General features: G+C 61.7%; 25 protein-coding genes. 15 read left to right on the top strand and 10 right to left on the bottom strand.

The features are described from left to right. Nucleotides 1–471: 471 nt before the first annotated feature. Nucleotides 472–819 (top strand): DUF6124 family protein, encoded by a 348-nt coding sequence (locus F7R06_RS14545; protein ID WP_090319637.1) that lies wholly within the window; start codon nucleotides 472–474, stop codon nucleotides 817–819. An 86-nt stretch (nucleotides 820–905) separates the two neighbouring features. Beyond that, nucleotides 906–1826, top strand: coding sequence for a LysR substrate-binding domain-containing protein (locus tag F7R06_RS14540; protein ID WP_090319635.1), 921 nt, complete (start codon nucleotides 906–908; stop codon nucleotides 1824–1826). Here the strand turns inward: F7R06_RS14540 and F7R06_RS14535 are convergent. The 3 genes from F7R06_RS14535 to mqo form a co-directional block, all read right to left on the bottom strand. Next, nucleotides 1747–2340 carry a DinB family protein gene (locus F7R06_RS14535; RefSeq protein WP_090319632.1) on the bottom strand — a complete coding sequence of 198 codons (594 nt, stop codon included), beginning with the start codon at nucleotides 2338–2340 and terminating at the stop codon, nucleotides 1747–1749. The two genes, F7R06_RS14540 and F7R06_RS14535, sit on opposite strands and share 80 nt — an antisense overlap. A 134-nt stretch (nucleotides 2341–2474) precedes the next feature. After that, entirely contained in the window at nucleotides 2475–3593 is a 1119-nt protein-coding gene (locus F7R06_RS14530; RefSeq protein ID WP_425415196.1) for an NAD(P)/FAD-dependent oxidoreductase, read from the bottom strand. Nucleotides 3594–3898: 305 nt separating this feature from the next. Then, on the bottom strand, nucleotides 3899–5542 hold the full coding sequence (gene mqo, locus F7R06_RS14525) for a malate dehydrogenase (quinone) (protein WP_090319625.1): 1644 nt from the start codon (nucleotides 5540–5542) through the stop codon (nucleotides 3899–3901). Between the two features lie 368 nt (nucleotides 5543–5910). Between mqo and ilvD the strand changes: the two genes are divergently transcribed. Beyond that, nucleotides 5911–7593, top strand: a complete 1683-nt coding sequence (ilvD, locus tag F7R06_RS14520; RefSeq protein WP_090319621.1) for a dihydroxy-acid dehydratase — start codon at nucleotides 5911–5913, stop codon at nucleotides 7591–7593. Between the two features lie 45 nt (nucleotides 7594–7638). Here ilvD and F7R06_RS14515 read toward each other — a convergent pair whose 3' ends face one another. From F7R06_RS14515 to nirB, 3 genes are read right to left on the bottom strand one after another with little or no spacing between them, the layout of a single operon-like run. After that, nucleotides 7639–8079 (bottom strand): CBS domain-containing protein, encoded by a 441-nt coding sequence (locus tag F7R06_RS14515; RefSeq protein WP_090319618.1) that lies wholly within the window; start codon nucleotides 8077–8079, stop codon nucleotides 7639–7641. Nucleotides 8080–8110: 31 nt separating this feature from the next. Then, the gene (gene nirD / locus F7R06_RS14510; protein WP_090319615.1) at nucleotides 8111–8488 is read right to left on the bottom strand and encodes a nitrite reductase small subunit NirD; all 378 of its coding nucleotides are present in this window, start codon (nucleotides 8486–8488) and stop codon (nucleotides 8111–8113) included. After that, nucleotides 8488–11049, bottom strand: a complete 2562-nt coding sequence (nirB, locus tag F7R06_RS14505) for a nitrite reductase large subunit NirB (protein WP_090319612.1) — start codon at nucleotides 11047–11049, stop codon at nucleotides 8488–8490. The genes nirD and nirB overlap by 1 nt, the downstream gene beginning before the upstream one ends. A 697-nt stretch (nucleotides 11050–11746) precedes the next feature. On the opposite strand from nirB, the gene F7R06_RS14495 reads away from it, so the two are divergent. Both F7R06_RS14495 and F7R06_RS14490 read left to right on the top strand, forming a co-directional pair. After that, entirely contained in the window at nucleotides 11747–12352 is a 606-nt protein-coding gene (locus F7R06_RS14495; RefSeq protein ID WP_090319609.1) for an SCO family protein, read from the top strand. Beyond that, nucleotides 12352–12843, top strand: coding sequence for a copper chaperone PCu(A)C (locus F7R06_RS14490; protein WP_090319606.1), 492 nt, complete (start codon nucleotides 12352–12354; stop codon nucleotides 12841–12843). Before F7R06_RS14495 ends, F7R06_RS14490 begins: the two co-directional genes overlap by 1 nt. A 71-nt stretch (nucleotides 12844–12914) precedes the next feature. Here F7R06_RS14490 and F7R06_RS14485 read toward each other — a convergent pair whose 3' ends face one another. Then, a complete protein-coding gene (locus F7R06_RS14485) occupies nucleotides 12915–13322 on the bottom strand; it encodes a DUF1801 domain-containing protein (RefSeq protein WP_090319604.1) in 408 nt (135 codons plus the stop codon). Nucleotides 13323–13480: 158 nt separating this feature from the next. Between F7R06_RS14485 and F7R06_RS30765 the strand changes: the two genes are divergently transcribed. Continuing rightward, entirely contained in the window at nucleotides 13481–13639 is a 159-nt protein-coding gene (locus F7R06_RS30765; RefSeq protein WP_162842368.1) for a hypothetical protein, read from the top strand. Between the two features lie 88 nt (nucleotides 13640–13727). Here F7R06_RS30765 and F7R06_RS14480 read toward each other — a convergent pair whose 3' ends face one another. Both F7R06_RS14480 and F7R06_RS14475 read right to left on the bottom strand, forming a co-directional pair. Beyond that, nucleotides 13728–14678, bottom strand: a complete 951-nt coding sequence (locus F7R06_RS14480) for a methyltransferase (protein ID WP_090319599.1) — start codon at nucleotides 14676–14678, stop codon at nucleotides 13728–13730. A gap of 29 nt (nucleotides 14679–14707) precedes the next feature. Beyond that, nucleotides 14708–16084: an iron-containing redox enzyme family protein gene (locus tag F7R06_RS14475; protein WP_090319597.1), complete on the bottom strand. Its 1377-nt coding sequence runs from the start codon at nucleotides 16082–16084 to the stop codon at nucleotides 14708–14710. Between the two features lie 378 nt (nucleotides 16085–16462). Here F7R06_RS14475 and F7R06_RS14470 point away from each other — a divergent pair, with 378 nt between their 5' ends. Then, the gene (locus F7R06_RS14470; RefSeq protein ID WP_090319594.1) at nucleotides 16463–16936 is read left to right on the top strand and encodes a PA2171 family ribosome-binding persister protein; all 474 of its coding nucleotides are present in this window, start codon (nucleotides 16463–16465) and stop codon (nucleotides 16934–16936) included. Between the two features lie 53 nt (nucleotides 16937–16989). On the opposite strand, the gene F7R06_RS14465 is transcribed toward F7R06_RS14470, so the two are convergent. Continuing rightward, nucleotides 16990–17721, bottom strand: coding sequence for a DUF72 domain-containing protein (locus F7R06_RS14465; protein WP_090319590.1), 732 nt, complete (start codon nucleotides 17719–17721; stop codon nucleotides 16990–16992). 233 nt (nucleotides 17722–17954) lie between these two features. On the opposite strand from F7R06_RS14465, the gene F7R06_RS14460 reads away from it, so the two are divergent. The 8 genes from F7R06_RS14460 (at nucleotide 17955) to F7R06_RS14425 (ending at nucleotide 24912) form a co-directional block, all read left to right on the top strand. After that, nucleotides 17955–18545: an amino acid synthesis family protein gene (locus F7R06_RS14460; RefSeq protein WP_090319586.1), complete on the top strand. Its 591-nt coding sequence runs from the start codon at nucleotides 17955–17957 to the stop codon at nucleotides 18543–18545. A gap of 44 nt (nucleotides 18546–18589) precedes the next feature. Then, nucleotides 18590–19423 (top strand): alpha/beta fold hydrolase, encoded by an 834-nt coding sequence (locus F7R06_RS14455; protein ID WP_090319583.1) that lies wholly within the window; start codon nucleotides 18590–18592, stop codon nucleotides 19421–19423. Beyond that, nucleotides 19420–20901, top strand: a complete 1482-nt coding sequence (locus F7R06_RS14450) for an aldehyde dehydrogenase (RefSeq protein WP_090319580.1) — start codon at nucleotides 19420–19422, stop codon at nucleotides 20899–20901. Before F7R06_RS14455 ends, F7R06_RS14450 begins: the two co-directional genes overlap by 4 nt. 12 nt (nucleotides 20902–20913) lie before the next feature. After that, nucleotides 20914–21399: a flavin reductase family protein gene (locus F7R06_RS14445; RefSeq protein ID WP_090319577.1), complete on the top strand. Its 486-nt coding sequence runs from the start codon at nucleotides 20914–20916 to the stop codon at nucleotides 21397–21399. Between the two features lie 150 nt (nucleotides 21400–21549). After that, complete coding sequence (locus tag F7R06_RS14440; protein WP_090319573.1) at nucleotides 21550–23001, top strand: NAD-dependent succinate-semialdehyde dehydrogenase; 1452 nt, start codon at nucleotides 21550–21552, stop codon at nucleotides 22999–23001. A 104-nt stretch (nucleotides 23002–23105) separates the two neighbouring features. Then, complete coding sequence (locus F7R06_RS14435) at nucleotides 23106–23504, top strand: carboxymuconolactone decarboxylase family protein (protein ID WP_090319570.1); 399 nt, start codon at nucleotides 23106–23108, stop codon at nucleotides 23502–23504. An 89-nt stretch (nucleotides 23505–23593) separates the two neighbouring features. Further along, nucleotides 23594–24346, top strand: coding sequence for a GntR family transcriptional regulator (locus tag F7R06_RS14430; RefSeq protein WP_020800935.1), 753 nt, complete (start codon nucleotides 23594–23596; stop codon nucleotides 24344–24346). Nucleotides 24347–24348: 2 nt separating this feature from the next. Beyond that, the gene (locus tag F7R06_RS14425; RefSeq protein WP_090319567.1) at nucleotides 24349–24912 is read left to right on the top strand and encodes an NUDIX hydrolase; all 564 of its coding nucleotides are present in this window, start codon (nucleotides 24349–24351) and stop codon (nucleotides 24910–24912) included. The last annotated feature ends 319 nt before the right edge of the window (nucleotides 24913–25231 follow it).

The following is a 25231-nucleotide window of genomic DNA, read 5'->3' as shown; positions in this document are numbered from 1 at the left end:
TGCGCTTCACTCGGATCAAGGGTCAATTCGTCCGGCCCGAGCTTGGCCATAGGCCCCGGATCACGCGGGCTTTGGGTCTGCACAAGAAATAAGCGAGAGCGGCTCGCGATGGCCACCGCCGTTGGCATTTGTTTAATGGCTGTCGGCGTTACTTCGTGAAAGCTACAGCGCCTTGCGTCGTTGCCTACGGGTACGCCAGAATCCGCCGGCTTGTGCGCCTTGGGGTCGGGTTTTATCGTTTGTCGGTCGCTGAAAAGAACAGTGATCGGGTTTGGTAGCCCGACCCTACACAAGGCGCATAGCGTCACCTTTTGCAGGTTTTTCACGCCTGCATTAATGGTGGCCATGCGCAGGGCACCTTCGGGTGCGCCGGTTTTTCCTTGTGTGCCGGTCTACCAACCTCCGTATGGCCACCACCCTTCGTTTGGTAGCGAGGGTGATGGTTCCTTCAGTTCACGAGGAGCTGCATCCATGTTGAAAACTACGCCCAACCCACCAGACACCGCCCCCACTTTTCACTTCGAAACCCCCGGTCCAGAAAACCACCCGGAACCCACCGACCGCATCCCCTCCGCCGCCGACATCCGCGCCACCCCGCGTAAACCCTGCCGCATGTTCATCGTCGACCCCGAGCTCGACACCGAATCCCTGTTGGCCCACGCCTGCGAATCCCTGGCGTCGGCCAACGTCATGACCCTGGACCTGGCGGACCGTACGGAAGGAACGGGTCGCAACACCCTGCTGGGCATCGCGCAAGTGATCATGCTCGGCGAACTGGCAGTCAACCGCGCACTGGACCGCCTCGACCCACCCGAATAAACACCCCCCCCTGTGGCGAGCTTGCTCCCTCGCCACAGGTTTGGTGCTTTACTGAAAAAATTCTTCAACCTGCGAGCACCGCCGTCATGAACCGCAACGACCTGCGCCGCGTGGACATGAACCTGTTGGTGATTTTCGAAACCCTGATGTTCGAGAAAAACCTGACCCGTGCCGGAGAGAAACTGTTTCTCGGCCAGCCAGCGGTCAGTGCGGCCTTGGCGAGGTTGCGGGATTTGTTCGACGATCCGTTGCTGGTACGCAACGGCCGTAGCCTGGAGCCGACGCCGCGCGCCCTGGTGATTCTCAAGGAATTGCAGCCGGCGATGGACACCATTTCCGGTGCGGTCAGCCGGGCCAAGGATTTCGACCCGTCCACCAGCCGTGACGTGTTTCGCATCGGCCTGTCCGATGACGCTGAATTCGGTCTGTTTCCGCCGTTGCTCAAGCAGATCCGTGAAGAGGCACAGAACGTCGTCGTTGTCGTGCGGCGGGTGAATTTCCTGCTGATGTCGTCGATGCTCGCCACCGGCGAGATTACCGTCGGGATCAGCTACACCACAGAATTGCCGGCCAATGCCAAACGCAAGAAACTGCGGGACTTGAGCGTCAAGATCCTGCGTGGCGATAACCGGCCCGGCCCCCTGACCCTGGATGAATTCTGCGAACGTCCCCATGCGCTGGTGTCGTTTTCCGGAGATTTGACCGGGGCGATCGATACCGACCTTGCACGCATCGGCCGTTCGCGCCGGGTGGTGCTGGCGGTGCCGCAGTTTGCCGGCTTGCGCGCGTTGCTGGCGGGCACCGACATGCTGGCGACGGTGCCGGATTACGCGGCGAGCGCGCTGATCGAAGGCAGCAGCCAGCTGCGTGCCGACGATGCGCCGTTCGACATCAAGCTGTCCGAACTGTCCATGGTCTGGAACGGTGTCAACGATAACGATCCGGCAGAACGTTGGTTGCGCTCGAAAATTGTGGAGCACATGTCGGCTCCACTACCGGGGCATTGAGCGAATTGAAGTGCGGATCGGTCTCGCGCAAGTAGATCGGCAGGTCCGTCATCGGCGGCATGGCCGGGATCTCGAAATACATCTGGATCACCCAGCCACGGTGATAACTGCCGTGATTGACCACGTGCATCAGTATCGCCCCGGCGCTCATGGTGCCGCTTTCACCGGAAACGAACGTAAACCTGACGGGTTTATCCAGGGAGGCATCGGTTTGCCGGGCGGTCCAGTCGCTGTACCAGTGATCGATGTCCTGCTGCGCCAGACGCAGGTCGATCAGGGCCGGATGCACCAATTCGTGGGAGGTCTTGAAGCCGTGTCCTCGGCCTTCGAGGTGAGCCTGCCAGATGCAGTCCACCACATAGATGTGGTTCAGCGTGCCGATCATGGTTTTGAACACTGAAGCGCGCTCTTTTTCGACTTCGCCCGGCGGCAGTTGCGCCAGATTATCGAAGAGGCGCTGATTGGCCCATTGTTTGTAATCGGCAAGCATGCGGGCAGTGCGTACGTTGATCATCAGACTTCTCCGATGGCGAAGAGCACATCTTCCAAGGATAGCGCTATCCGAGGGAGGCGGCGCAAACGCTGATTACCGGTCATCAAACCGACCTGATCCTGATCCTGTAGGAGTGAGCTTGCTCCTACAGGGCGTCAGGCAAGCTGCTTCAGTACGTGCCCCGCCAGCGCCAGGCAACTGGTCAGGCCTGGCGATTCGATGCCGAACAGGTTCACCAATCCCGGCACCCCATGCTCGGTCGGGCCGCTGATGCGGAAGTCGGCGGCGGGGTCATTCGGCCCGCTGATTTTCGGGCGAATGCCGCTGTAGGCCGGTTGCAGGCTGTGATCGGGCAACCCTGGCCAGTAACGCCGGATCGCCTGGTAAAAAACATCGGCGCGATGGGGGGCCACGCGGTAGTCGACTTCGTCGACCCATTCCACGTCCGGCCCGAAACGCGCCTGACCGCCGAGGTCGAGGGTCATGTGCACGCCCAAGCCGGCACTCTCCGGCGCCGGATAAACCAGATGCCGGAACGGCGCCCGGCCGCTGAAACTGAAATAACTGCCCTTGCACAAATGCGCCACGGGAACGTGCTGCGAGGACAGCCCTTCAATCTGACTGGCCACCTGCGGCGCGGACAACCCGGCGCAATTGATCAGCTCACGGCAACTCAACGTCATGGGCTCGGCGCCGCCCATGTGCAGTTCGAAGCCCTGTTCGATGCAGCGCGCAGACAGCAACGGCGTTTGAAACGCCAGGGACGCGCCCCGGGCTTCGGCATCGGCCTGCAACGCCAGCATCAGCCCATGGGCGTCGACAATGCCGGTGGACGGCGACCACAGCGCAGCGACGCAGGACAACGCCGGTTCCAGCTCCCGCGCCTGATCGGCGTCCAGCCATTGCAGGTCATCGACACCATTGCGCCGACCCTGCCCAAGCAGTGCCTGCAAGGCCAGCCGTTGCGCATCATCGCTGGCCACGATCAGCTTGCCCAGACGCTGATAGCGCACGCCGCGCTCTTCGCAGAAGGCATACAAACGTTGCTTGCCCTCCACACACAACTGCGCCTTGAGGCTGCCGCCGGGGTAGTAAATGCCGGCGTGGATCACTTCGGAATTGCGCGAACTGATACCCACACCGATGCCTGCGCCGGCCTCGACCAGGACCACTTCGCGCCCGCTCATGGCCAGCGCCCTGGCCACCGCCAGGCCAACCACTCCGGCGCCAACCACCACGCTGTCCACATCGACATCCACCTGCCCTGCCCTCATGCCAACCCAGCCTCCGCTCCGGTCATCGATCAGGCTAGAGAATAGCGCCAGCAGGAACTTGCCGGCTATGACGCCTCTGGATATTGTGCCGCGCTCAGGGCCGCCATCGCTGGCAAGCCAGCTCCCACAGGATGCAGGTGATTGGTCGACCGTGAGGCCGCCTGCGCCGGCCGCTCAGGGGTAATACGTTCGTTGCTTGCGTGAAGATTCAAAAAAAACCCGCTGACCGTCACCGGTTCAGCGGGCTTTCTCTATCGCGGATCAGCTTATCCAGGCGCCCCATTCATAGCGATGGGACTCGCGGATCACAACGCCATATCAGCCGAGGCGTTCTCTTTCGGCGCCTTCGGCTTTTCAGCCTCGACAGCCGGAGCAGCAGCCTGACCGATCACCGGCGGAGGAGTCAGTTCCAACACCTTGGCGGTGTAGGCCCACTCTTGCGCCACTTTCTCAGGGCTGCCATTGAGTTGGGTGCCGTAGCTCGGCACGATCTGATGCAGCTTCTCTTGCCAGGCCGGCGTCGCGACCTTGTCCTTGAAGACTTTCTGCAGTACCGACAGCATGATCGGTGCAGCGGTCGAGGCACCTGGCGATGCGCCCAGCAGGCCGGCAATGGTGCCGTCCTGGGAAGCGACGATCTCGGTGCCCAGCTTCAGCACGCCACCGGCGGCTTCATCACGCTTGATGATCTGCACGCGCTGGCCCGCTTGCCACAGGCGCCAGTCTTCGGCTTTGGCGTTCGGGAAGTATTCCTTCAGGGCATTGAGGCGATCTTCATCCGACAGCATCAGTTGACCGGCCAGGTACTCGACCAGCGGGTATTCCTTGATGCCGACCTTGGTCATTGGCCACACGTTGTGCGTGGTGGTGGTGGTCAGCAGGTCCAGGTACGAGCCTTCCTTGAGGAACTTGGTCGAGAAGGTCGCGAACGGGCCAAACAGGATCACGCGCTTGCCGTCCAGCACGCGGGTGTCCAGGTGTGGAACCGACATCGGCGGTGCGCCAACGGACGCTTTGCCGTAGGCCTTGGCCAGGTGTTGCTCGGCGATGGCCGGGTTTTCGGTCACCAGGAACGAGCCGCCTACCGGGAAGCCCGCGTACTCCTTGGCTTCGGGAATGCCCGATTTCTGCAGCAGGTGCAGGGCACCGCCGCCGGCGCCGATGAACACGAACTTGGCATCGGTTTCGGTCTTGCTGCCGTCTTTCAGGTTTTTGTAGCTGACACGCCAGCTGCCGTCGGCGTTCTTGGTGATGTCCTGCACTTCGCTGGACAGCTTCAAGTCGAATTTCGGCGTGGTTTGCAGGTGAGCAACGAACTGGCGCGTGATTTCGCCGAAGTTCACGTCAGTACCGATGGGTGTCCAGGTGGCCGCGACTTTCTGGTTCGGGTCACGCCCTTCCATCATCAGCGGAACCCACTTCTTGATCACGGCCGGGTCTTCGGAGTACTGCATGCCGGCGAACAGCGGGCTCGCTTGCAGGGCTTCGTAGCGCTTCTTCAGGAACTTGATGTTGTCATCGCCCCACACAAAGCTCATGTGTGGCGTGGAATTGATGAACGAGCGCGGGTTTTTCAGCACGCCTTGCTGAACCTGCCAGGCCCAGAACTGACGGGAGATCTGGAAAGCTTCGTTGATTTCAACGGCTTTCGGGATCTGGACCTTGCCATTCTCGTCTTCGGGGGTGTAGTTCAACTCAGCCAGGGCGGAGTGACCGGTACCGGCGTTGTTCCAGCCGTTGGAGCTTTCCTGGGCGACGCCATCGAGGCGCTCGACCATCTCCATCGACAGGCCTGGTTCCAGCTCATTGAGCCAGACGCCGAGGGTTGCGCTCATGATGCCGCCGCCAATCAGCAGCACATCGACTTTCTTGGCTTCTTCGGCCTGGGCCGTCGTCATCCCCAACGACAAAGCCAGCCCCAGCAGGGCCGTGTTCACTTTCTTAAACATCTGTAGCACCTAATGATAAAACGTCATCCGCCCTTCCATCCTCACGCACGCAGCCCCGCGTTTAACGGCAGGTCAAGGGTTGCGGCACATCTGGATTGGAGGGTGGGCACACAAGGCCGACGAACTGCATCGACCCCAGTTATATGTCCCTTCTGAACTGACTTCTTATCTTTTTTGGCTTCAGCTACTTGAGCGACAGTGATTCCGTTCGCCTGTTTCGAGAACAGGAAAACTGAATAGGTCAAACCAAGTTGGCGCGAAGAATATCACGACACGGCAAACCCGCGCGTCTGTTGCCGACTGGATAGTCCGGATACACGCGGTGGGACTTCTATACTGATGCTGTTTGTCTCAACGGGTGCATGGTCATGAGCGATAAAGACGATTTGCGCAAATACTCCTCTCAAGTCATCGACGGCGTGGAGGCCGCACCTGCCCGCGCCATGCTCCGGGCGGTAGGCTTCACCGACGAAGATTTCAAGAAACCGCAAATCGGCATTGCTTCCACCTGGGCGATGGTCACGCCCTGCAACATGCACATCGACAAACTGGCGATCGAAGCCGAAAAAGGCGCGAATGCCGCCGGTGCCAAGGGCGTGATTTTCAACACCATTACCATTTCCGACGGCATCGCCAACGGCACCGAAGGCATGAAATATTCGCTGGTGTCCCGCGAGGTGATTGCCGATTCCATCGAGGTGGTGGTCGGTTGCGAAGGCTTCGACGGACTGGTGACCGTGGGTGGATGCGACAAGAACATGCCGGGCTGCCTGATCGGCATGGCGCGGCTGAACCGGCCGTCGATCTTCGTCTACGGCGGCACCATCCGTCCCGGTGCCGGGCACACCGACATCATCTCCGTGTTCGAGGCCGTGGGTCAGCATGCGCGCGGGGACATCAGCGAAATCCAGGTCAAACAGATCGAGGAAGTGGCCATTCCCGGCCCTGGCTCCTGCGGCGGCATGTACACCGCCAACACCATGGCCTCGGCCATCGAGGCACTGGGCATGAGCCTGCCCGGTTCCAGTTCCCAGGACGCCATCGGCAGCGACAAGGCTTCGGACAGTTTCCGTGCCGGCCAGCAGGTCATGGAACTGCTCAAGCTCGACCTCAAACCCCGCGACATCATGACCCGCAAGGCTTTCGAAAATGCCATTCGCGTGGTGATCGCCCTCGCCGGCTCGACCAATGCAGTGCTGCATCTGTTGGCCATGGCCCACGCGGTCGACGTCGAACTGACCCTCGATGACTTCGTCGAACTGGGCAAGATTTCTCCCGTGGTCGCCGACCTGCGCCCCAGTGGCAAGTACATGATGAGCGAACTGGTGGCCATCGGCGGTATTCAACCCTTGATGAAACGCATGCTGGCAGCCGGCATGCTGCACGGCGATGTGCTGACCGTCACCGGCAAGACCCTGGCGCAAAACCTCGAGAACGTCCCCGACTACCCCGCCGGGCAAGACGTGATCCTGCCCTTCGACCAACCGATCAAAAAGGACTCGCACCTGGTGGTGCTGCGCGGCAACCTCTCGCCCGGCGGCGCGGTGGCCAAGATCACCGGCAAGGAAGGCCTGCGCTTTGCAGGCTCGGCACGGGTCTACCACGGCGAAGAAGACGCACTGGCCGGCATCCTCAACGGTGACGTGCAACCCGGCGAAGTGATCGTGATCCGCTACGAAGGCCCCAAGGGCGGACCGGGCATGCGCGAAATGCTCTCGCCGACGTCGGCGGTGATGGGCAAGGGATTGGGCAAGGACGTGGCGCTGATCACCGATGGCCGCTTCTCCGGCGGCTCCCACGGCTTCGTGGTGGGGCATATCACGCCCGAGGCCTATGACGGCGGGCCGATTGCGCTGATCGAAAACGGCGACAGGATCACCATTGATGCCGAAACCCGGCAGATCACGGTCGATGTCTCCGATGCCGAACTGGCCGAGCGCAAGCGCCGTTGGGTACGTCCGGAATCGAAGTACAAACGCGGGGTACTGGCCAAGTACGCGAAGACCGTGTCCAGCGCCTCTGAAGGCGCTGTCACGGACAAATACCTCTAAAGCCGCGCCGCCGACCCTGTTGGAGCTGGCAAGCCAGCTCCGGTTTCAATGCCCGCGGATATAGTGTTCGAACTGACGAATCAAGTTGGCCTGCTCGACAATCGCTTCCTTGACCAGATCGCCAATCGACAGCAAACCAATCAGCTCGCCATTCTCGACCACGGGCAAGTGACGCAAATGGCTGTCCGTCATGACCGCCATGCAATGCTCGATGCTTTGTTGGCTGTCGGCCGTGATCACCGGCGAACTCATGATCGCCCTGACCGGCGTGCCGACTGACGAGCGCCCCAGCAAAACGACTTTTCTTGCATAGTCGCGCTCGCTGATCACCCCGACGACTTCACCCCTTTCGATCACCGGCAGAGCACCGACGTTCTTTTCGGCCATTTTCTTCACGGCCTCGAGCACCATCGCATCCGGTGCGATGCTGTGCACTTGCTGGTTCTCCACGACTTTGAGCTTGAGCAACTGTGCGGCTGTCTTCATATCCGACTCCTGATGTGAATGGCCTGAACCGTCAGGCCACCCCGACCTCCACGACCCCATCGTTCAACCGCACCGGCCAGACCCGCAATCGCTGTTGCGGGTACTCCAGGCAGGAGCCGTCTTCCAGGCGGAAATGCTGCTTGTAGATCGGCGACGCCACCACCAGATCGCCCTTGATGCTGCCCACCAGGCCGCGACCGATGACATTGGCCCCCGATTGCGGATCGTGGTTATCGATGGCGTAGAGCGTCTTGCCCTCGATGCCCGGCAGGTAGAACAACGCCACCTGCGCGCCGTCCAGCCACACCACCACACCGGAGTCGTCCACCAGATCCTGCTGGCTGCACACCGATTGCCAGATTGCGCACTGTTCTTCGCGGTTGATGCGTTGGGTATTGGACGGGTTCATCAGACACGCTCCTCGGTGACAGGGATAAGGTTTAGTTCGGCGGCCATGATCGGGCGGCGTTGACCGCGCTCCTGGACGAAATGGATGTCCGGGTCCGGGCGCTTGTCGTTGACGAAGGTGCGGAAGCGCTTGAGTTTTTCCGGGTCCTTGAGGGCGTTGGCCCATTCGCATTCATAGCGGTTGACCACCAGTTGCATCTGCGACTCCAGTTCGGCGCCCAGGCCCAGGCTGTCGTGGATGATCACGTCCTTGAGGTAATCCAGACCACCCTCCAGGCTTTCGCGCCAGACCGAGGTGCGCTGCAGCTTGTCGGCGGTACGGATGTAGAACATCAGGAAGCGGTCGATGTAGCGGATCAGGGTGGCGTCGTCCAGGTCGGTGGCGAACAGCTCGGCGTGACGCGGACGCATGCCACCGTTGCCGGCAATGTAAAGGTTCCAGCCTTTCTCGGTGGCGATCACGCCGACGTCCTTGCTTTGCGCCTCGGCGCACTCGCGGGTGCAACCGGACACCGCGAACTTGAGCTTGTGCGGCGAACGCAGGCCCTTGTAGCGGTCCTCGATCGTCAGGGCCATCTGCACGCTGTCCTGCACGCCGTAGCGGCACCAGGTGCTGCCGACGCAAGACTTCACCGTGCGGGTCGATTTGCCGTAGGCGTGGCCGGTTTCGAAGCCGGCTTCGATCAGTTCGCCCCAGATGTCCGGCAACTGATGCAACTGGGCGCCGAACAGGTCGATCCGCTGGCCGCCGGTGATTTTGGTGTAGAGGTCGTATTTCTTCGCGACGACGCCTATGGCGATCAATTTATCGGCAGTGATCTCGCCACCGGGAATGCGCGGCACTACCGAGTACGTGCCGTTCTTCTGCATGTTGGCCATGAAGGTGTCATTGGTGTCCTGCAACGGCACCAGCGACGGGTCCATGATCGGCTGGTTCCAGCACGACGCGAGGATCGAGCCCACGGCCGGCTTGCACACGTCGCAACCGGTGTGACCCCGGCCATGTTTGGCCAGCAGTTCCTCGAAGGTGATGATTCCTTCTACCCGCACTAGGGCATACAGCTCCTGGCGGGTGAAGGCGAAGTGTTCGCACAGGCTCTTGTCGACACTGACGCCACGGGCGATCAACTCATGCTCGAAGACTTGCTTGAGCAGACCGGCACAACCGCCGCAACCGGTGCAGGCCTTGGTCTGCGCCTTGAGCAGGCCCAGGTCGGTGCAGCCGCCGTCGATGGCCGAGCAGATGGCGCCCTTGGTCACGTTGTGGCAGGAGCAGACCGTCGCCGCTTCCGGCAAGGCGCCCGGCCCGAGGGTGGGTGCCCCTTCCGACGACGGCAGGATCAGCGCGGCCGGTTCGGACGGCAGGGCAATCGCGTTCTGCATGTATTGCAGCAGGGTGTCGTAATAGCTGTTGTCACCGATCAGCACCGCACCAAGCACGCGTTTGCCGGTGGCATCCACCACCAGGCGCCGGTAGCTGGCGCTCGTCTCGTCGATGAATTGGTAGCTGCGGGCACCGGGCGTATGGGCGTGGGCATCGCCGATGGAGCCGACGTCGACGCCCAGCAGCTTGAGCTTGGTCGACATGTCCGCCCCCTGGAACGGCTCGGCGACGTCATCGCACAGCCGCGCGGCGACGCTGCGTGCCATCTGGTAGCCGGGCGCGACCAGGCCGAACAGGCTGCCATTCCACGATGCGCACTCGCCGATGGCATAGATGTTCGGGTCACAGCTCAAGCACGTATCGTCGATCACCACGCCACCGCGCGGACCGATCTCCAGCGCACATTGGCGAGCCAGCGCGTCTTGCGCACGGATACCGGCGGAGAACACCACCAGGTCGGTTTCGAGGAATTCGTCGTTGGCAAAATTCATCCGATAGCGATAGTCCTCACCGGCGCTGATCGATTGCGTAGCGCGGGACAGATGCACCCCGACACCCAGGCGTTCGATTTGCGCCTTGAGCGCCAGGCCACCCAGATCGTCCAGCTGCACCGGCATCAGCCGCGGGGCGAACTCCACGACATGGGCTTCAAGGCCCAGGCTCTTGAGCGCATTGGCCGCTTCCAGACCGAGCAGACCACCGCCGACCACCACGCCGCGCCGGGCATTGGCCGCCGCCGCTCGAATGGCATCGAGGTCTTCGAGGGTGCGATAGACCAGCCGCGAATCGCCTTCGGCGCCTTCAATCGGTGGCACAAAGGGGTACGAACCGGTGGCCAGGACCAGTTTGTCGTAGCTGACACACCCTTGCGCGGTGATGACCTGACGCCCTGCGCGGTCGATTTCCAGCACCGGCACGCCCAGGTGCAAGGTGACGCCGGGCGTCTGGTACAACGACGCATCGCTCAGCGCCAACGACTCCGCATCGCGGCCGGAGAAGTATTCGGAAAGGTGCACACGGTCGTAAGCGCGCATCGGCTCTTCGCTGAAGACATGCAGGCGATAGCGGTCAAGGGCGCCGCGTTCGATCAACTGCTCCACACAATGATGTCCGACCATGCCGTTGCCGATCACGACCAGCGTTTGCGGCTTGTTCAACGTGGCTACATTGGAATTCATAAACGACACCTGCCCAAAGCCAATCACGGAAAAAAAAGCAAAAAAAAACGCCTGAAACCTTACGGTTCCAGGCGTCTTTGCCTGTTCTTTTGCGGTGTTGAAACCAGACGGCTATGCCTGATCCACCGATGTAGCCCACGACCTGTGCGGCCAGTCGATCGTCGTTGACCGAGAGGGCTGCCCCTCTTGTTCAGAGGGACTTGAGGGGACTAATGCAGCCTTTGTGCCAGTCGAGTGAAGGCGCCTGTTTATGGCGGTGAAAACAGGAGCGCCACCCCCTTGCGAGCAAGGTTTCTGGCGAAAAAGCAGGCTTGTCGGTGGTGGATGTCTCAGGCGGGGAGACTTCAGGAAACCGCTTCGCACTGGTGCACGGTGCCCGACATCGCGCTCTAAAAGTGCAGAGGAGGCGTCTGCAGGCGCGAGCTGGCTCGCGATGGGCGCTAACGATAACGCTGGCCACCTGACACCCCGCGGCGCTCTCGGGTCCATCGCGAGCCGGCTCGCTCCTGCACCGGATCAGCGGCGAAAGCGCCATTTATCGGGTTGTGTACGGCTGGGCCGCGACCATTTGGCGCATGACCGGCGGGCGATCGATTAAGCGCCATGGGGCAACAGTTTGTTAACATCCACGCGCTTTTTTTCGTCTGATGCGTCAGGCACTGTGGTTTTTCAGTTGTGACACAGGAAGCTTTTTTCCATGAGTACGTTGTATACCCGTCGCACGGTCCTGCAAGGCATGGGCCTGCTGAGCCTTGGCCTGCTCGCCGGCTGCGATGACAGCAGCAAGCTGTCGTTCAAGTACGGCAAGGATCTGAGCGACAAGATCATGGGGCGTAATTTCAAGCTCAAGGACGCCCAGGGCGAGACCCGGATGCTCGGCAGCTACCGTGGCCTGATGCCGATGATCTTCTTCGGCTTCACCCAATGCCCGGCGGTCTGCCCGACGACCCTGGCCCGCGCCGCCCAGGCCAAGAAGCTGATGGGCCGCGACGGCGAACGCCTGCAAGTGATCTTCATCACCCTCGACCCCGAGCGCGATACCCCGCAAATGCTCGACAAATACGTCAAGGCCTTCGACCCGAGTTTCGAGGCGTTGTACGGCACCCTGGAAGAAACCGCCGCCACCGCCAAGGAGTTCGGCGTGTTCTATGAAAAGGTCCCGAGCGGCGACACCTACACCCTCTCCCACACCGCGACCAGCTACGTCTTCGATTCCAGGGGCAACTTGCGCCTGGGGCTGTCCGCGTCCCTTACCGCAAAAGAGTGCGCAGAAGACCTGCTCACCGTCATGGAGGTCTGCTGATGACTTCGTTCTGCGCAAAGCGTGTTAAACAACTGGCCCTGGGCCTGTCCCTGATCGGCATGGCCTGGCAGGTATCGGCGCAAACCCAGGTCAGCGACGCCTGGGTCCGCGCGACCGTGGCCGGCCAGCCTTCGACTGGGGCCTTCATGACCCTGCAGGCGGACACTGACAGCCAACTGCTGAGCGTGCAGTCGCCCGTCGCCAAGACCGTGCAGATTCACCAGATGAGCATGAAAGACGACGTGATGAAGATGGGTCAGGTCGAATCCGTCGCATTGCCGGCCGGCAAGCCGGTGAGCCTCGACCCCAGCGGCTACCACATCATGTTGATGGACCTGACGGCCCAAGTGAAGGAAGGCAGCAAAGTGCCCCTGACCCTGATCGTGGAAAACGCCAAGGGCGAGAAAGAGACGATCAACATCGAAGCTGAAGCCAAGGCGCTGGGCACCATGGATCACGGCAGCATGATGGACCACAGCAAGATGCATTGATGTGCTGGCCGCCTCGTCCCGCGAGGCGGCTTATTGACAGGCAAGGGTCACTCAGCCAACGCCGCTCCCACTCACGCCCCTTTCGACGTATTAAGCGCCACAGCCGCTCGTATGAGCGCCTTCAGCGCGGTTTCATTGATCTCGTCGCCTTCATGAATATCAATGGCACGCCGGGTATTGCCATCAAGGCTGGCATTGAACAGCCCAGAAGGGTCGTCCAGTGATGCCCCCTTGGCGAAGGTCATCTTCACCGCGTTCTTGTAGGTTTCACCGGTGCAGATAATCCCGGCATGGGACCACACCGGAACCCCTCTCCATTTCAATTCCTCGACCACGTCAGGGTCGGCCTCCTTGACCAGCGCCCGGACCCGCGCAAGCGTCTTGCCTCGCCAGTCGTCCAGTTCCTTGATCTTGGTGTCTATCTGCTCGGACGCAGTGCCGCCCTCTTCTGGTGGTGCAGCGGTTTTACCCTTTTGCATGATGATGACCGTCCTCCTGGCGCCGAATGGAGAGATTAGTAGATCGAGTCGTCCACGCAATACGCCACGCCTTGCGAGCGGCGTGCCCACGTTCAAAAAAAGAACCGAACTCCTGCCATCGCACCCCCTCCAATATGCAGACACTGGAGGAAAGCACCATGAACGACGATGACCTGTTCAACCCTGCCGAGTCGGATGACGCCAAGCATCGGGACGAAGCCAATCCGCCGACGCAACCGCTGACCGAGGAGCAAAAGCTTGAGGAGCAGCGGCGCAAGGTGGCCGAAATCGAGCGCACGGTGGCCGATGGCAATTGAGCGCCAGGTTCAGCGTGCATTTGGCGGGTCGTGAGATTGGTAATGAAATACTCTTCCTCGATGCCAAACCGGGGCGCCAGGTTCATGGTCACGCCTCGCGTCTGCGGGTAACAGTCAGCGCCACGGCCGCAATGCGTTCGGCCCGTTCATAACCGGGCTTGAGCAACTCTTCACCGAACACGTCAGGGTCCAGCTCCCGATAGGTCCAGGCAAAGGCGTCGCCGGACAGCATGGGCAGCACGGCCTCCAGAAATGGATCGCGCCCGGCCACCATCGCTACCCCGGTGTACAGCACCAGGCTGCCGCCCCTGTGCAGGCGCGGCAAGGCTTCGCGAACGATGCGCAGTGACAGGGCTTCGCCGAGGGCGCCGCCGCCATCGCGATAGGCGCGGTGCTGGCTGTCATTCATGTAGGGCGGGTTGGCGATGATCAGATCGAATGCACCTTCGACGCTGCCCAGCACATCGCTGTGATAGACCGTGACGTTGTTGGCCCCGGCCAACTCGGCGTTGACCGCCGACAGTCGCAGCGCTCGCGGGTTGATGTCCACGGCCAGCACCTGAGCGTCACGTCGGGCGCGGGCAACGATCAACGCGCCGACGCCGGCACCACAACCGATGTCCACCGCGCGCCGCACAGGCTCGAAGCACTGCTGAAAATGCGCTTCGATCAAACGGGCAAAGCGGTAGCTGTCGGGACCGAAAAACACCGAGTCGGCCTGGGTCGTCGGGTACGCCGAATGGGCGAACAGCAATCCTTCCAGGGTCGACCAGCGCACAGTGCTACGCCACAGCGAGCCATCCCTTTCGACGATGCCCGCCTGCTCCAACGCCGTCAGTTCGGCGGTTGAAAACAGCGTGTGATCGAACGGCATCGACCAACCGAAAGCATCGCGCAGGTCCTGGGCCAGCGGTGTCGCCAGGCGCTGGAGGATGCGTTCGTGAGTCAACGGGGTCGGGGTGACGAAATGATAACCCTCGGCGAGCAATCGCTTGCCCAACGCCAGCAAGCCTCGATCGGCGATCTGTTGTACTGACATGTGGCGCTCCTTGAGTCAGTGCAAAGGGGTCAGCGCAAACGGGTACGCAATTCAATGAATCGTCGGGTCGCGTAGAGTCCGGCCGGACGGCAATGACGCTGTGCCGAGAGCCAGGGGATCAACGACTCCAGCTGTTGCCGTGGCGATTGCCCGCTCAGGGTGTCCTGTAATGCCTTGAGTTCCGGATCATCCGCCCACCCGGCGTCGGCGATGCTGTCGTTGTGCTGGCGACGCGGTAACGGCTGACGTTTCGGGTCTTGCCAGTCACCGGCCATCCAGTCGCGAAGCAGTTGCTTCTCGTACCCACTGAACACGCCGAACATGGCGGCAGCGCCACCTTCGATCAAATTCCAGAAGCGACTTTCCTGTGGTGGACAATGGCGCTTGATCCAACCCTTGCGCTCCAGCGCGCCGAGAAAGTCCTCGACCTGGCCGGGCGCCGATAGCCACTCATTCACGGTCCTGCCCTCGATCCGGCAGTAATCGGAATGCATGTGCTGACCGAAGCTGCGTTTGCGCTCGAGCATGGCGAGCACTTCGCGATGCAAATCGAAGCCCTGTATCACCGCTGTCGAGCCTGTTCCCAGATCATTCAGGCGATAACCCAAGGCGACGCGGCGATAGAATTCGTCACGCCCTTCTTCAACTGGCATCAGGTCCAGAAGCGCCTGGACAGCCTTGCGTGCATGGCCGCTGCTGACGTTGTCGATCGTCACGTGCAGGGTGAAATAGTAGGGGTCGATACCCAGCTCACGCAGTTCATACGCGGTGATCAACAGGTGCAATGGCAGTTGCTCGTAACCGAGGTTGTAGCCGATCACCTCCGGCATGAACGCCGCGCCGCAGCGTCCCAGCGCCAGTTGAATCGCGCCCTGCAGATAGTTTTCATCATCCAGGCCTTGCTGATCCTGCGCGTCATGTTCGGCCAGTAACTGGCGGTAAATCACCACATGGTTCTGCCGGGGATCGCCACTGCCGAGTTCCTCAAGGTAGGTGGTCAGCAGACCGTCGAACCGGTGATCCTGCCAGCGATCCACCACCCTCTCCAGCCAGGCGCCATCGACCTCTTTTGTCGGCGCTACCCGTTGCAGGAAATACAGCGCGTGAGCCTTGTTCTGAAAATAATGGCGCGCGGCCCCCTGCTGGCGCTCCTCGATGTACCGGGCATAGTCGCGTGCCACCTCGGCGCAATGCTGTTCGGCCCATGCCGACAATTGCTCCGGCGCTTCGGGCAGGTCACACGGCCGCTCGGCGGCGCGGGCCAGTTGTTGGCCCAGGAAGGTTTGCGCCCGAAGTCCGGCATCGGGCCCATGGCTGTAGAGCACGGCATAGAGGTCGCGAAACGATTCCTGGCTTGAATCAGCCAGTGTCGAAGAGGTGCCGGACAAGGGTTTGAACACGGTCATGAGGTCATTCTCCTGGGCAGTGCATGTCGTCTGCCCCTGACATCAGGTGGCGATCAAACGAAACGCTGCTCGTTGAACAGGAGATTTGACCGGCCACGGAAAATTCCATCAGTTTTCCCGGGCCATGGACCGGTGGCAGTGCCGGGTGCTGGGCCACCCCCTTCGCGCCTGTGCCGCTGCCCGCGATTTGCAATGCCGGCACGACAGCGCTCGGGCAAGCTGCATGAGGCTTTGCGCCACTGCCCCCGCCAAGTCATTGATATCAGAGGCCGTTGCGGCGCGAGCAAATTGGCACAGCTGATGCTCCTGTCCTGGGGCAACCACAGAGATTGCCGGCAACGACCGGTCCTGACTTCCCGTGACAGCAGAGGCTGAACCATGAACGCCATCGACATTCTGAAAGCCGACCATGAACGAGTAAAAGCCATCCTGACCCAGCTGAACGACTCAACCGAGCGCGCGGTAAAAAAACGCGCCGAGTTGATTGGCAAACTGGAAATGGAGATCACCCTCCACACCAAGCTTGAAGAAGAAATTCTCTACCCGGCCTACAAAAAAGCCGGCGGTAAAGAACAGGAAAAAATGTACTACGAGGCCAAGGAAGAGCACCGCACGGTCGACTCCCTGGTGCTGCCTGACCTGAAGGCCACCGACCCGGCCAGTGTGGAATTTTCCGGGCGCGCCAAGGTGGTCAAGGAGTTGCTTGAGCATCACATCGAAGAGGAAGAAACGGAGATGTTTCCTCAGGCCAAAAAGCTGTTGGGCAAAGCGCAACTGGACGAACTGGGGGCACAAATGGAGGCGATGAAGGCTTCTTACAAGAAGTCACTGGGCGACGGCATGGCGGCCTGATTCCTGACCGGCACGACCTTGAAGCCTGAGCGCGGGCTCATTCGACGCCGCGCTCAGGCTTCGCCGTGTAAAGACGCCGCCAGCGTCAAGGCATTGCCCAGCGCAGCGCCGCTGGCGGTATTGTCAAACATGCACCAGGTGGCTTGCCCCTCGGCGGTGGCCTTAAACGTGTGAGCGAGGTTTTCAAGCCAATGTTGCTCATAGGCGCTGTAGTAAATGCGTGGCGAACCATGCAACCGCCAGTACTTGACCCCCTGCCACCCTCGCGGCGTTGAATCGGTGCTGATACGCGACGGATCCACCACCGCCTGGGCAATGCGATGGCGCACCAGCAGTGGCTCGGCATCGGTCCAGGATTCATGACGCGGTTCCAATACCACCTCCCCGAAAAACCGCTGCCTCAAAGCGACAAAAAATGCATCGGCAAGCGGCTCTGCAAACGCCAGTGACGGCGGCAGTTGCAGCAACAGGCAACCCAGACGATCGCCCAGCCCCAAGCATTGGCCCAGAAAGTCATCGAGCTCCTGCTCGCAGTGTTGCAAACGCCGGACGTGGGAAATCAGCTTCGGCATCTTCACGCAAAAGCGAAAGTCGGCTGGCACCGAATCAGCCCAGCGAGCATAGGTTTGCCGACGATGAGGGCGATAAAACGAGCTGTTGATTTCAACGCTGCCCAGAATCGCTGCATAGCGTTGCAAGTGCGTGCCCTGGGTGGGAAACGCCAAAAGATGCTCGCGGCCCAGACTCCAGCCGGCGCAGCCCACGTAAAACCGCTGAGCGTTCAATTGCGCACCTTGCCTGTATGCCTTGTCGAGCCCGATTGGCTGGATCCCTACGGTAAAGGCATGTCCGGCGCTCGGCAGTTCCCCTTTTCAACTATTCAACACCGCCATCCGATCAATGGCTCGCGGGTTTGCGCACCTTCCGACCAGAAACTCGATTCAGGGTCTTGCACTAACGGTATTATGGTATACCATCAGACGCACAGACACTTTTTCACTCTGAAATGGAGCCGCTCATGAGTTTCGAAATCCGCAAGATCGTCAGCTACATCGAAGAAACCTTTATCGAAGGCGGCAAGGCCAGCGATACGCCTGTGACCATGGTCGGGCTGGCCGTGGTGATGAAAAACCCTTGGGTGGGCAACGGCTTTGTCGAAGACCTGAAACCACAGATCCGCGCCAACTGCTCCGACCTCGGCGCCATGATGGTTGAACGCCTGGTGGGCCTGATCGGCGGTGCCGAGAAGATCGAAGCCTACGGCAAGGCGGCCGTGGTCGGCGCCGACGGCGAAATCGAGCACGCCTCGGCCGTGATCCACACCCTGCGCTTCGGCAACCATTACCGCGAAGCCGTGAAAGCCAAGAGCTACCTGAGCTTCACCAACAAACGCGGCGGCCCGGGCACCTCGATCCAGATCCCGATGATGCACAAGGACGATGAAGGCCTGCGTTCGCACTACATCACCCTGGAAATGAAGATCGAAGACGCACCGCGTGCCGACGAAATAGTCGTGGTCCTGGGTTGCGCCGATGGCGGCCGCCTGCACCCACGCATCGGCAACCGCTACATCGATCTTGAAGAACTGGCGGCCGAGAAAGCCCAGTAAGACGGCCGGCATAACGACAACAAGAAGGTATGCAGGAGCGCTCCATGATTCGGCTCACCGCTGAAACCACCCCGGCTGGAACCAGTTACCTGGCGACCGGCCAAGGCCAGCCCGTGGTCTTGATCCACGGCGTGGGCCTGAATAAAGAAATGTGGGGCGGCCAGATCGTTGGCCTGGCCTCCCAGTACCGGGTTATCGCCTACGACATGCTCGGTCATGGCGCCAGTCCGCGCCCGGAAAGCGGCACGCCCCTGCTCGGCTATGCCGACCAGTTGCTGGAGCTGCTCGATCACCTGCAACTGCCCAAGGCGGCGGTGATCGGTTTCTCCATGGGCGGGCTGGTGGCGCGGGCCTTCGCCCTGCATTACCCGCAACGCTTGCAAAGCCTGGTGGTGCTCAACAGCGTGTTCAACCGCAGCGCCGAACAGCGCGCCGGTGTGATCGCCCGCACCAGCCAGGCCGCCGAGCATGGACCGGACGCCAACGCCGAAGCGGCGTTGTCGCGCTGGTTCAGCCGCGAATACCAGGCGGCCAATCCGGCGCAGATCGCCGCGATTCGCCAGACACTGGCAGGCAACGACCCCCAGGGTTACCTGACCACCTATGAATTGTTCGCGACCCAGGACATGTACCGCGCCGATGATCTGCCCGGCATCCAGGTGCCGACCCTGATCGCCACCGGCGAACTGGACCCCGGCTCGACCCCGGAGATGGCCCGGCAACTGGCCGAACGCATTCCCGGCGCGACCGTTGCCGTCCTCGCCGAACAGCGGCATATGATGCCCGTAGAATCGCCGCGCCTGGTCAACCAGCTGTTGCTGGAATTTCTCGATAAAGCGCACTCCCGACAAAACCATATAAAGGGGATCGTTGCATGACACTCGCACGCTTCCAGATGTGCATCGGCGGTGAATGGGTCGATGCCCTGTCCGGCAAGACCTTCGAAAGCCTGAACCCGGCCCTGGCCGAACCCTGGGCCGAACTGCCCGATGCCGACGAAGCCGATGTCGAGCGCGCCGTGCAGGCTGCGCAGACGGCTTTCGACAGCCCGGCCTGGCGTGGCCTGACCGCCACCGCGCGCGGCAAACTGCTGCGGCGCCTGGGCGACTTGATCGCCGAAAACAAGGAACAACTGGCGCAGCTGGAAAGCCGCGACAACGGCAAGCTGATTCGCGAAACCCGGGGTCAGGTCGGCTATCTGCCGGAGTTTTTCCACTACACCGCAGGCCTGGCCGACAAGCTCGAAGGCGGCACCCTGCCGCTGGACAAGCCAGACCTGTTTGCCTACACCGTGCACGAAGCCATGGGCGTGGTCGCCGCGATCATTCCGTGGAACAGCCCGCTGTACCTGACCGCGATCAAGCTCGCCCCGGCGCTGGCGGCGGGCAACACCATCGTGATCAAGCCGTCCGAACACGCGTCGGCGACCATTCTCGAACTGGCCCGTTTGGCCCTGGAAGCCGGGATTCCGCCGGGCGTGGTCAACGTCGTCACCGGTTACGGCCCAAGCACCGGTGCCGCCCTCACCCGCCATCCGCTGGTCCGCAAAATCGCCTTCACCGGCGGTGCGGCCACGGCGCGACATGTGGTGCGCAGCAGCGCCGAGAACTTCGCCAAGCTGTCTCTGGAATTGGGCGGCAAATCACCGAACATCATTTTCGCCGACGCCGACCTCGACAGCGCGATCAACGGCGCCATCGCCGGGATCTATGCCGCCTCCGGGCAGAGCTGCGTATCGGGTTCGCGCCTGTTGGTGCAGGACGAAATCTACGACGAATTCGTCGGTCGCCTGGTGGAACGCGCCCAGCGCATCCGCATCGGCAACCCACAGGAAGACAGCAGCGAAATGGGCCCGATGGCCACCGCCCAGCAACTGGCGGTGGTTGAAGGCCTGGTCGCCGATGCGATTGCCGAAGGCGCGCGCCTGCGCCTGGGCGGCAAGCGTCCGCAGCATCTGGGCGAGGGCTGGTTCTATGAGCCGACCTTGTTCGAATGCGACCGCAACTCGATGAAGATCATGCAGGAAGAAGTCTTTGGCCCGGTGGCCTCCGTCATCCGTTTCAAGGACGAAGCCGAAGCCCTGGCGATCGCCAACGACTCGCAGTTCGGCCTCGCCGCCGGCATCTGGACCCGCGACCTGGGCCGTGCCCATCGCCTGGCCCGTGACGTGCGTTCGGGGATCATCTGGGTCAACACCTACCGCGCGGTTTCGGCCATGGCGCCGATCGGCGGGTTCAAGAACAGTGGCTATGGACGCGAGAGCGGCATCGATTCGGTGCTGGCCTACACCGAGCTGAAAACGGTGTGGATCAACCTTTCCCAGGCGCCAATGCCTGATCCATTCGTGATGCGCTAGGAGTCCAGAGAAATGATCGAGCCCGGCATTTACAAAGACGTCATGAGTTCGTTTCCGTCCGGCGTCACGGTGGTCACCACCCTGGACCCCGACGGCGGCATCGTCGGCATCACCGCCAGCGCCTTCAGTGCGTTGTCGATTGATCCGGCCCTGGTGCTGTTCTGCCCCAACTATGCTTCGGACACCTACCCGGTGCTGCGCGACAGCAAGCAATTCGCGATTCACCTGCTGTCCGCCGACCAGACCGCCGAAGCCTATGCCTTTGCCGGCAAAGGCAAGGACAAGGCCAAAGGCATCGACTGGCACCTGAGCGAACTCGGCAACCCGCTGCTGGCCAAGGCCACGGCGATCATCGAGTGCGAACTGTGGCGCGAATACGACGGCGGCGATCACGCCATCATCGTCGGCGCGGTGAAGAACCTGATTCTGCCCGAGCAACCGGTGACGCCGATGATCTACCACAAAGGCAAACTGGGCCCACTGCCCACCCTGGCCTGACACAGTCCCTGTAGGAGCGAGCCTGCTCCGGGCGGCGCTCGACGATGGTCGTGAACGATAACGCGTGCTGCCTGACAGCCCTTGGCGTTCTCGGTTTTTTCGCGAGCTGGCTTGCTCCCACAGGGTCCACCACTTTACTCAGGAGCCGGCATGAGCCCAGCAGCCTCATCACTGTTCCGCCAGCAGGCGTACATCAACGGCCAATGGCTGGATGCACCCGACGGCACGCAACAGGACATCTTCAACCCGGCCACCGGTGAACTCATCGGCCAGGTGCCGAACCTTGGCGCCGAGCATGCGCGCCTGGCCATCGAGGCCGCCAATAAAGCCTGGCCGGCCTGGCGCGGGTTGACCGCCAAGGAGCGCAGCAACACGCTCAAGCGCTGGCACGCGCTGATGCTGGAGAACGCCGACGCCCTGGCCGAGATCCTCACCCTCGAACAAGGCAAGCCATTGGCCGAAGCCAAGGGTGAAATCCTCTACGCCGCCAGTTTTATCGAGTGGTTCGCCGAAGAGGCCAAGCGCATCTATGGCGACACCATTCCCAGCCACAAGGGCGATGCACGCATCGTCGTCAGCAAAGAACCGATTGGCGTGGTCGCGGCCATCACGCCGTGGAACTTCCCGGCGGCGATGATCACCCGCAAGGCCGGCCCGGCACTGGCCGCTGGCTGCCCGTGCATCGTCAAGCCGGCGCCGGAAACGCCGTTCTCGGCCCTGGCCATGGCCGCGCTGGCCGAACAGGCGGGCATTCCTGCGGGCATCTTCAACGTGATCACCGGCGACGCCATCGCCATCGGTGGCGAACTGACCGCCAGCCCGCTGGTGCGCAAACTGTCGTTCACCGGCTCCACGGCGATCGGCAAATTGCTCATGGCGCAATGCGCGCCGACGCTGAAGAAGGTTTCGCTGGAACTGGGCGGCAACGCGCCGTTCATCGTCTTCGACGATGCCGACCTGGAGCGTGCCGTGGAAGGCGCGCTGATTGCCAAGTTCCGCAACGCCGGGCAGACCTGCGTCTGCGTCAACCGTTTCCTGGTGCAGGACGGCATTCATGACGCCTTTGTCGCGCGGCTGGCCGAGCGGGTATCGCAGCTCAAGGTCGGCAGCGGTTTCGAGGCGGGCATCACTCAAGGTCCGTTGATCAATGAACGCGCCGTGGCCAAGGTCGAAGACCATGTGCAGGACGCACTCGCCCAGGGCGCCCGCCTGCTGTGCGGCGGCGAGCGTCATGCGCTGGGCAACGGTTTCTTCCAGCCAACGGTGCTGGCCGGCGTCACCCCGCAGATGAAAGTCGCCAGGGAGGAAACCTTCGGCCCGCTGGCGGCGGTGTTCCGCTTCGACAGCGAAGCCGAGGCCGTGCACATGGCCAACGACACCGAATTCGGCCTCGCCGCCTACTGCTACACCCGCGATCTGGGGCGCGCCTGGCGCATGAGCGAAGCGCTGGAGTACGGCATGGTCGGGATCAACGAAGGGCTGATTTCCACCGAAGTCGCGCCCTTTGGCGGAATAAAATCCTCAGGCCTGGGCCGCGAAGGCTCCAGGTACGGCATCGAGGACTACCTTGAACTCAAGTACACCCTGATGGGCGGGCTCTGAATGAATACCTGCAGGAGCCCGGCCTGCTGGCGATAGCGTTCTTGAGGGCGCTTCGCCGGCAAACCGGCTCCTGCAGGGGCAACTGATCCATGGAGATCATCGCAATGAACAACGAGAAGTACGAGAAGTACGAGAAAGGCTTGCAGATCCGCACTAAGGTGCTGGGCGAAGCCTATGTCAATCGCTCCATCGAGAACGCCGACGACTTCACCCGCCCCCTGCAGGAAATGGTCACCGAATACTGCTGGGGTCACGTCTGGGGTCGCGAGGGTCTGTCGCTCAAGGAGCGCAGCATGATCAACCTGGCGATGATCTCGGCCCTCAACCGGCCGCACGAACTCAAGCTGCATGTGCGCGGCGCCTTGCGTAACGGCTTGAGTCGTGAGCAAATACGCGAAATTCTGCTTCAGGTCGGCATATATTGCGGTGTTCCCGCTGCCGTCGACAGTTTCCGGCTCGCCCGTGAAGCCTTCGCCGAAGCCGATGCCGAGGCCTCCAGTTAACCCCTTGGCTGTTTGATCCGACCGAGCACGGAGATTGCTGCAATCGAAGTGCTTTTTTTGCATGGACAGCCACAATCAGAGCGGACCCCATGAAACGCCTGCCACTCGACGACAGCTTCAAGGTCAATCGCAATCCCGTTACCCTGCGCGAAATCGTGCTGGATAAATTGCGAAGCGCCATCATGAACTTCCAGCTTCTGCCGGGAGACCGTCTGGTCGAACGCGATCTGTGCGATCGCCTGGGCGTCAGTCGTACTTCCGTGCGCGAAGCCCTGCGCCACCTGGAATCCGAAGGTCTGGTGGAATTCGCCGACGCCAAGGGCCCACGCGTGGCGATCATCACCCTGGCCGACGCGGTCGATATCTACGAGCTGCGTTGCGTACTCGAAGGCCTGATCGTCCAGCTGTTCACCCTGCGCGCCAAGGCCAAGGACATCAAGGCCCTGGAAAAAGCCCTGGAAGAAAACCGCCAGGCCTTGAAGGAAGGTGAACTGCAACAGGTCATCGACTCCGTGCAGGGCTTCTATGACGTGTTGCTCGAAGGCTCCGGCAACCATGTCGCGGCTACCCAGTTGCGCCAGTTGCAGGCGCGCATCAGTTACTTGCGCGCGACCTCGGTGTCCCAGGAAAACCGTCGTGGCGCCAGTAACCAGGAAATGGAACGCATGGTCGAGGCGATCAAGAGCGGTGATCCGCTGGCCGCTCACCAGGCCTGTGTCGACCACGTCCGCGCCGCCGCCACCGTGGCCCTCGACTACCTCAAGCGCAAGCAGGAAGAGACCGGGGCAATCCCCGAGATCACCCAGCCCATCGCACTCAAAGAACCCCGCATAGGTCGTTGATCATGTTCAGCCCGAGCTTTTGTCCGAAGTGTGGCAGTCCTGACCTGGGTCAACAGCTGCCGCCGGGCGATACGCACGAGCGCCTGATGTGCCGCGGCTGCGGCTACATCCACTACGTCAATCCGAAAATCATCGCCGGCTGCATCATCGAGCAGGACGGCAAGTACTTGCTGTGCCAGCGCGCCATCCCGCCGCGTCCGGGCACCTGGACGCTACCGGCAGGCTTCATGGAAGCCGGCGAAACCACCGAGCAGGCGGCATTGCGCGAGGTCTGGGAAGAAAGCGGCGTACGCGCGGAAATCCTTTCGCCGTACTCGATCTTCAGCGTGCCGAAGATCAGCGAGGTGTACATCATCTTCCGCGCCATCGCCCTGGAAATCACCGGCCAGTACGGGCCGGAAACCCTCGACTATAAATTCTTCGCGCCCGAGGACATTCCCTGGGACAGCATCTATTACCCGGCGATCCGGCAGATTCTCGAACGCTACATCGAAGAGCGGCAGGCTGGGGTCTACGGCATCTACATCGGCAACGACGATACCGGCAAGATTCACTTCATTCGCTAGCGCCCCCGTAGGAGCGAGCCTGCTCCGGGCGGCGTTCCGACGATGGACGTCAACGATGACGCGGGCTGCCTGAATGCCCGCGTTGCCCGGACGTTCATCGCGAGCAGGCTCGCTCCTACAGAAAAGCAAGTCGGCGTACACCCATCCGCTCTTCACCACTCATCAGGCCGAGCGTTAGCTCGCCTGCAGCTCTTGATCTTGATCCACCCGCCCCTTCGGGAGGCTGAGTGGAGGTGTGCATCCGGGGAGTGGCGCGCAGCGCCGTTCGACGCAGTCGAACACGCTGCATGTAGGTCGTCGCGAAGCCAACCGGAGGGCA

Source organism: Pseudomonas moorei (assembly GCF_008801475.1).
Lineage (GTDB): Bacteria > Pseudomonadota > Gammaproteobacteria > Pseudomonadales > Pseudomonadaceae > Aquipseudomonas > Aquipseudomonas moorei.
The sequence above is the reverse complement of the archived record's forward strand: the minus strand, read 5'-3'. Positions and strand labels throughout refer to the sequence as shown.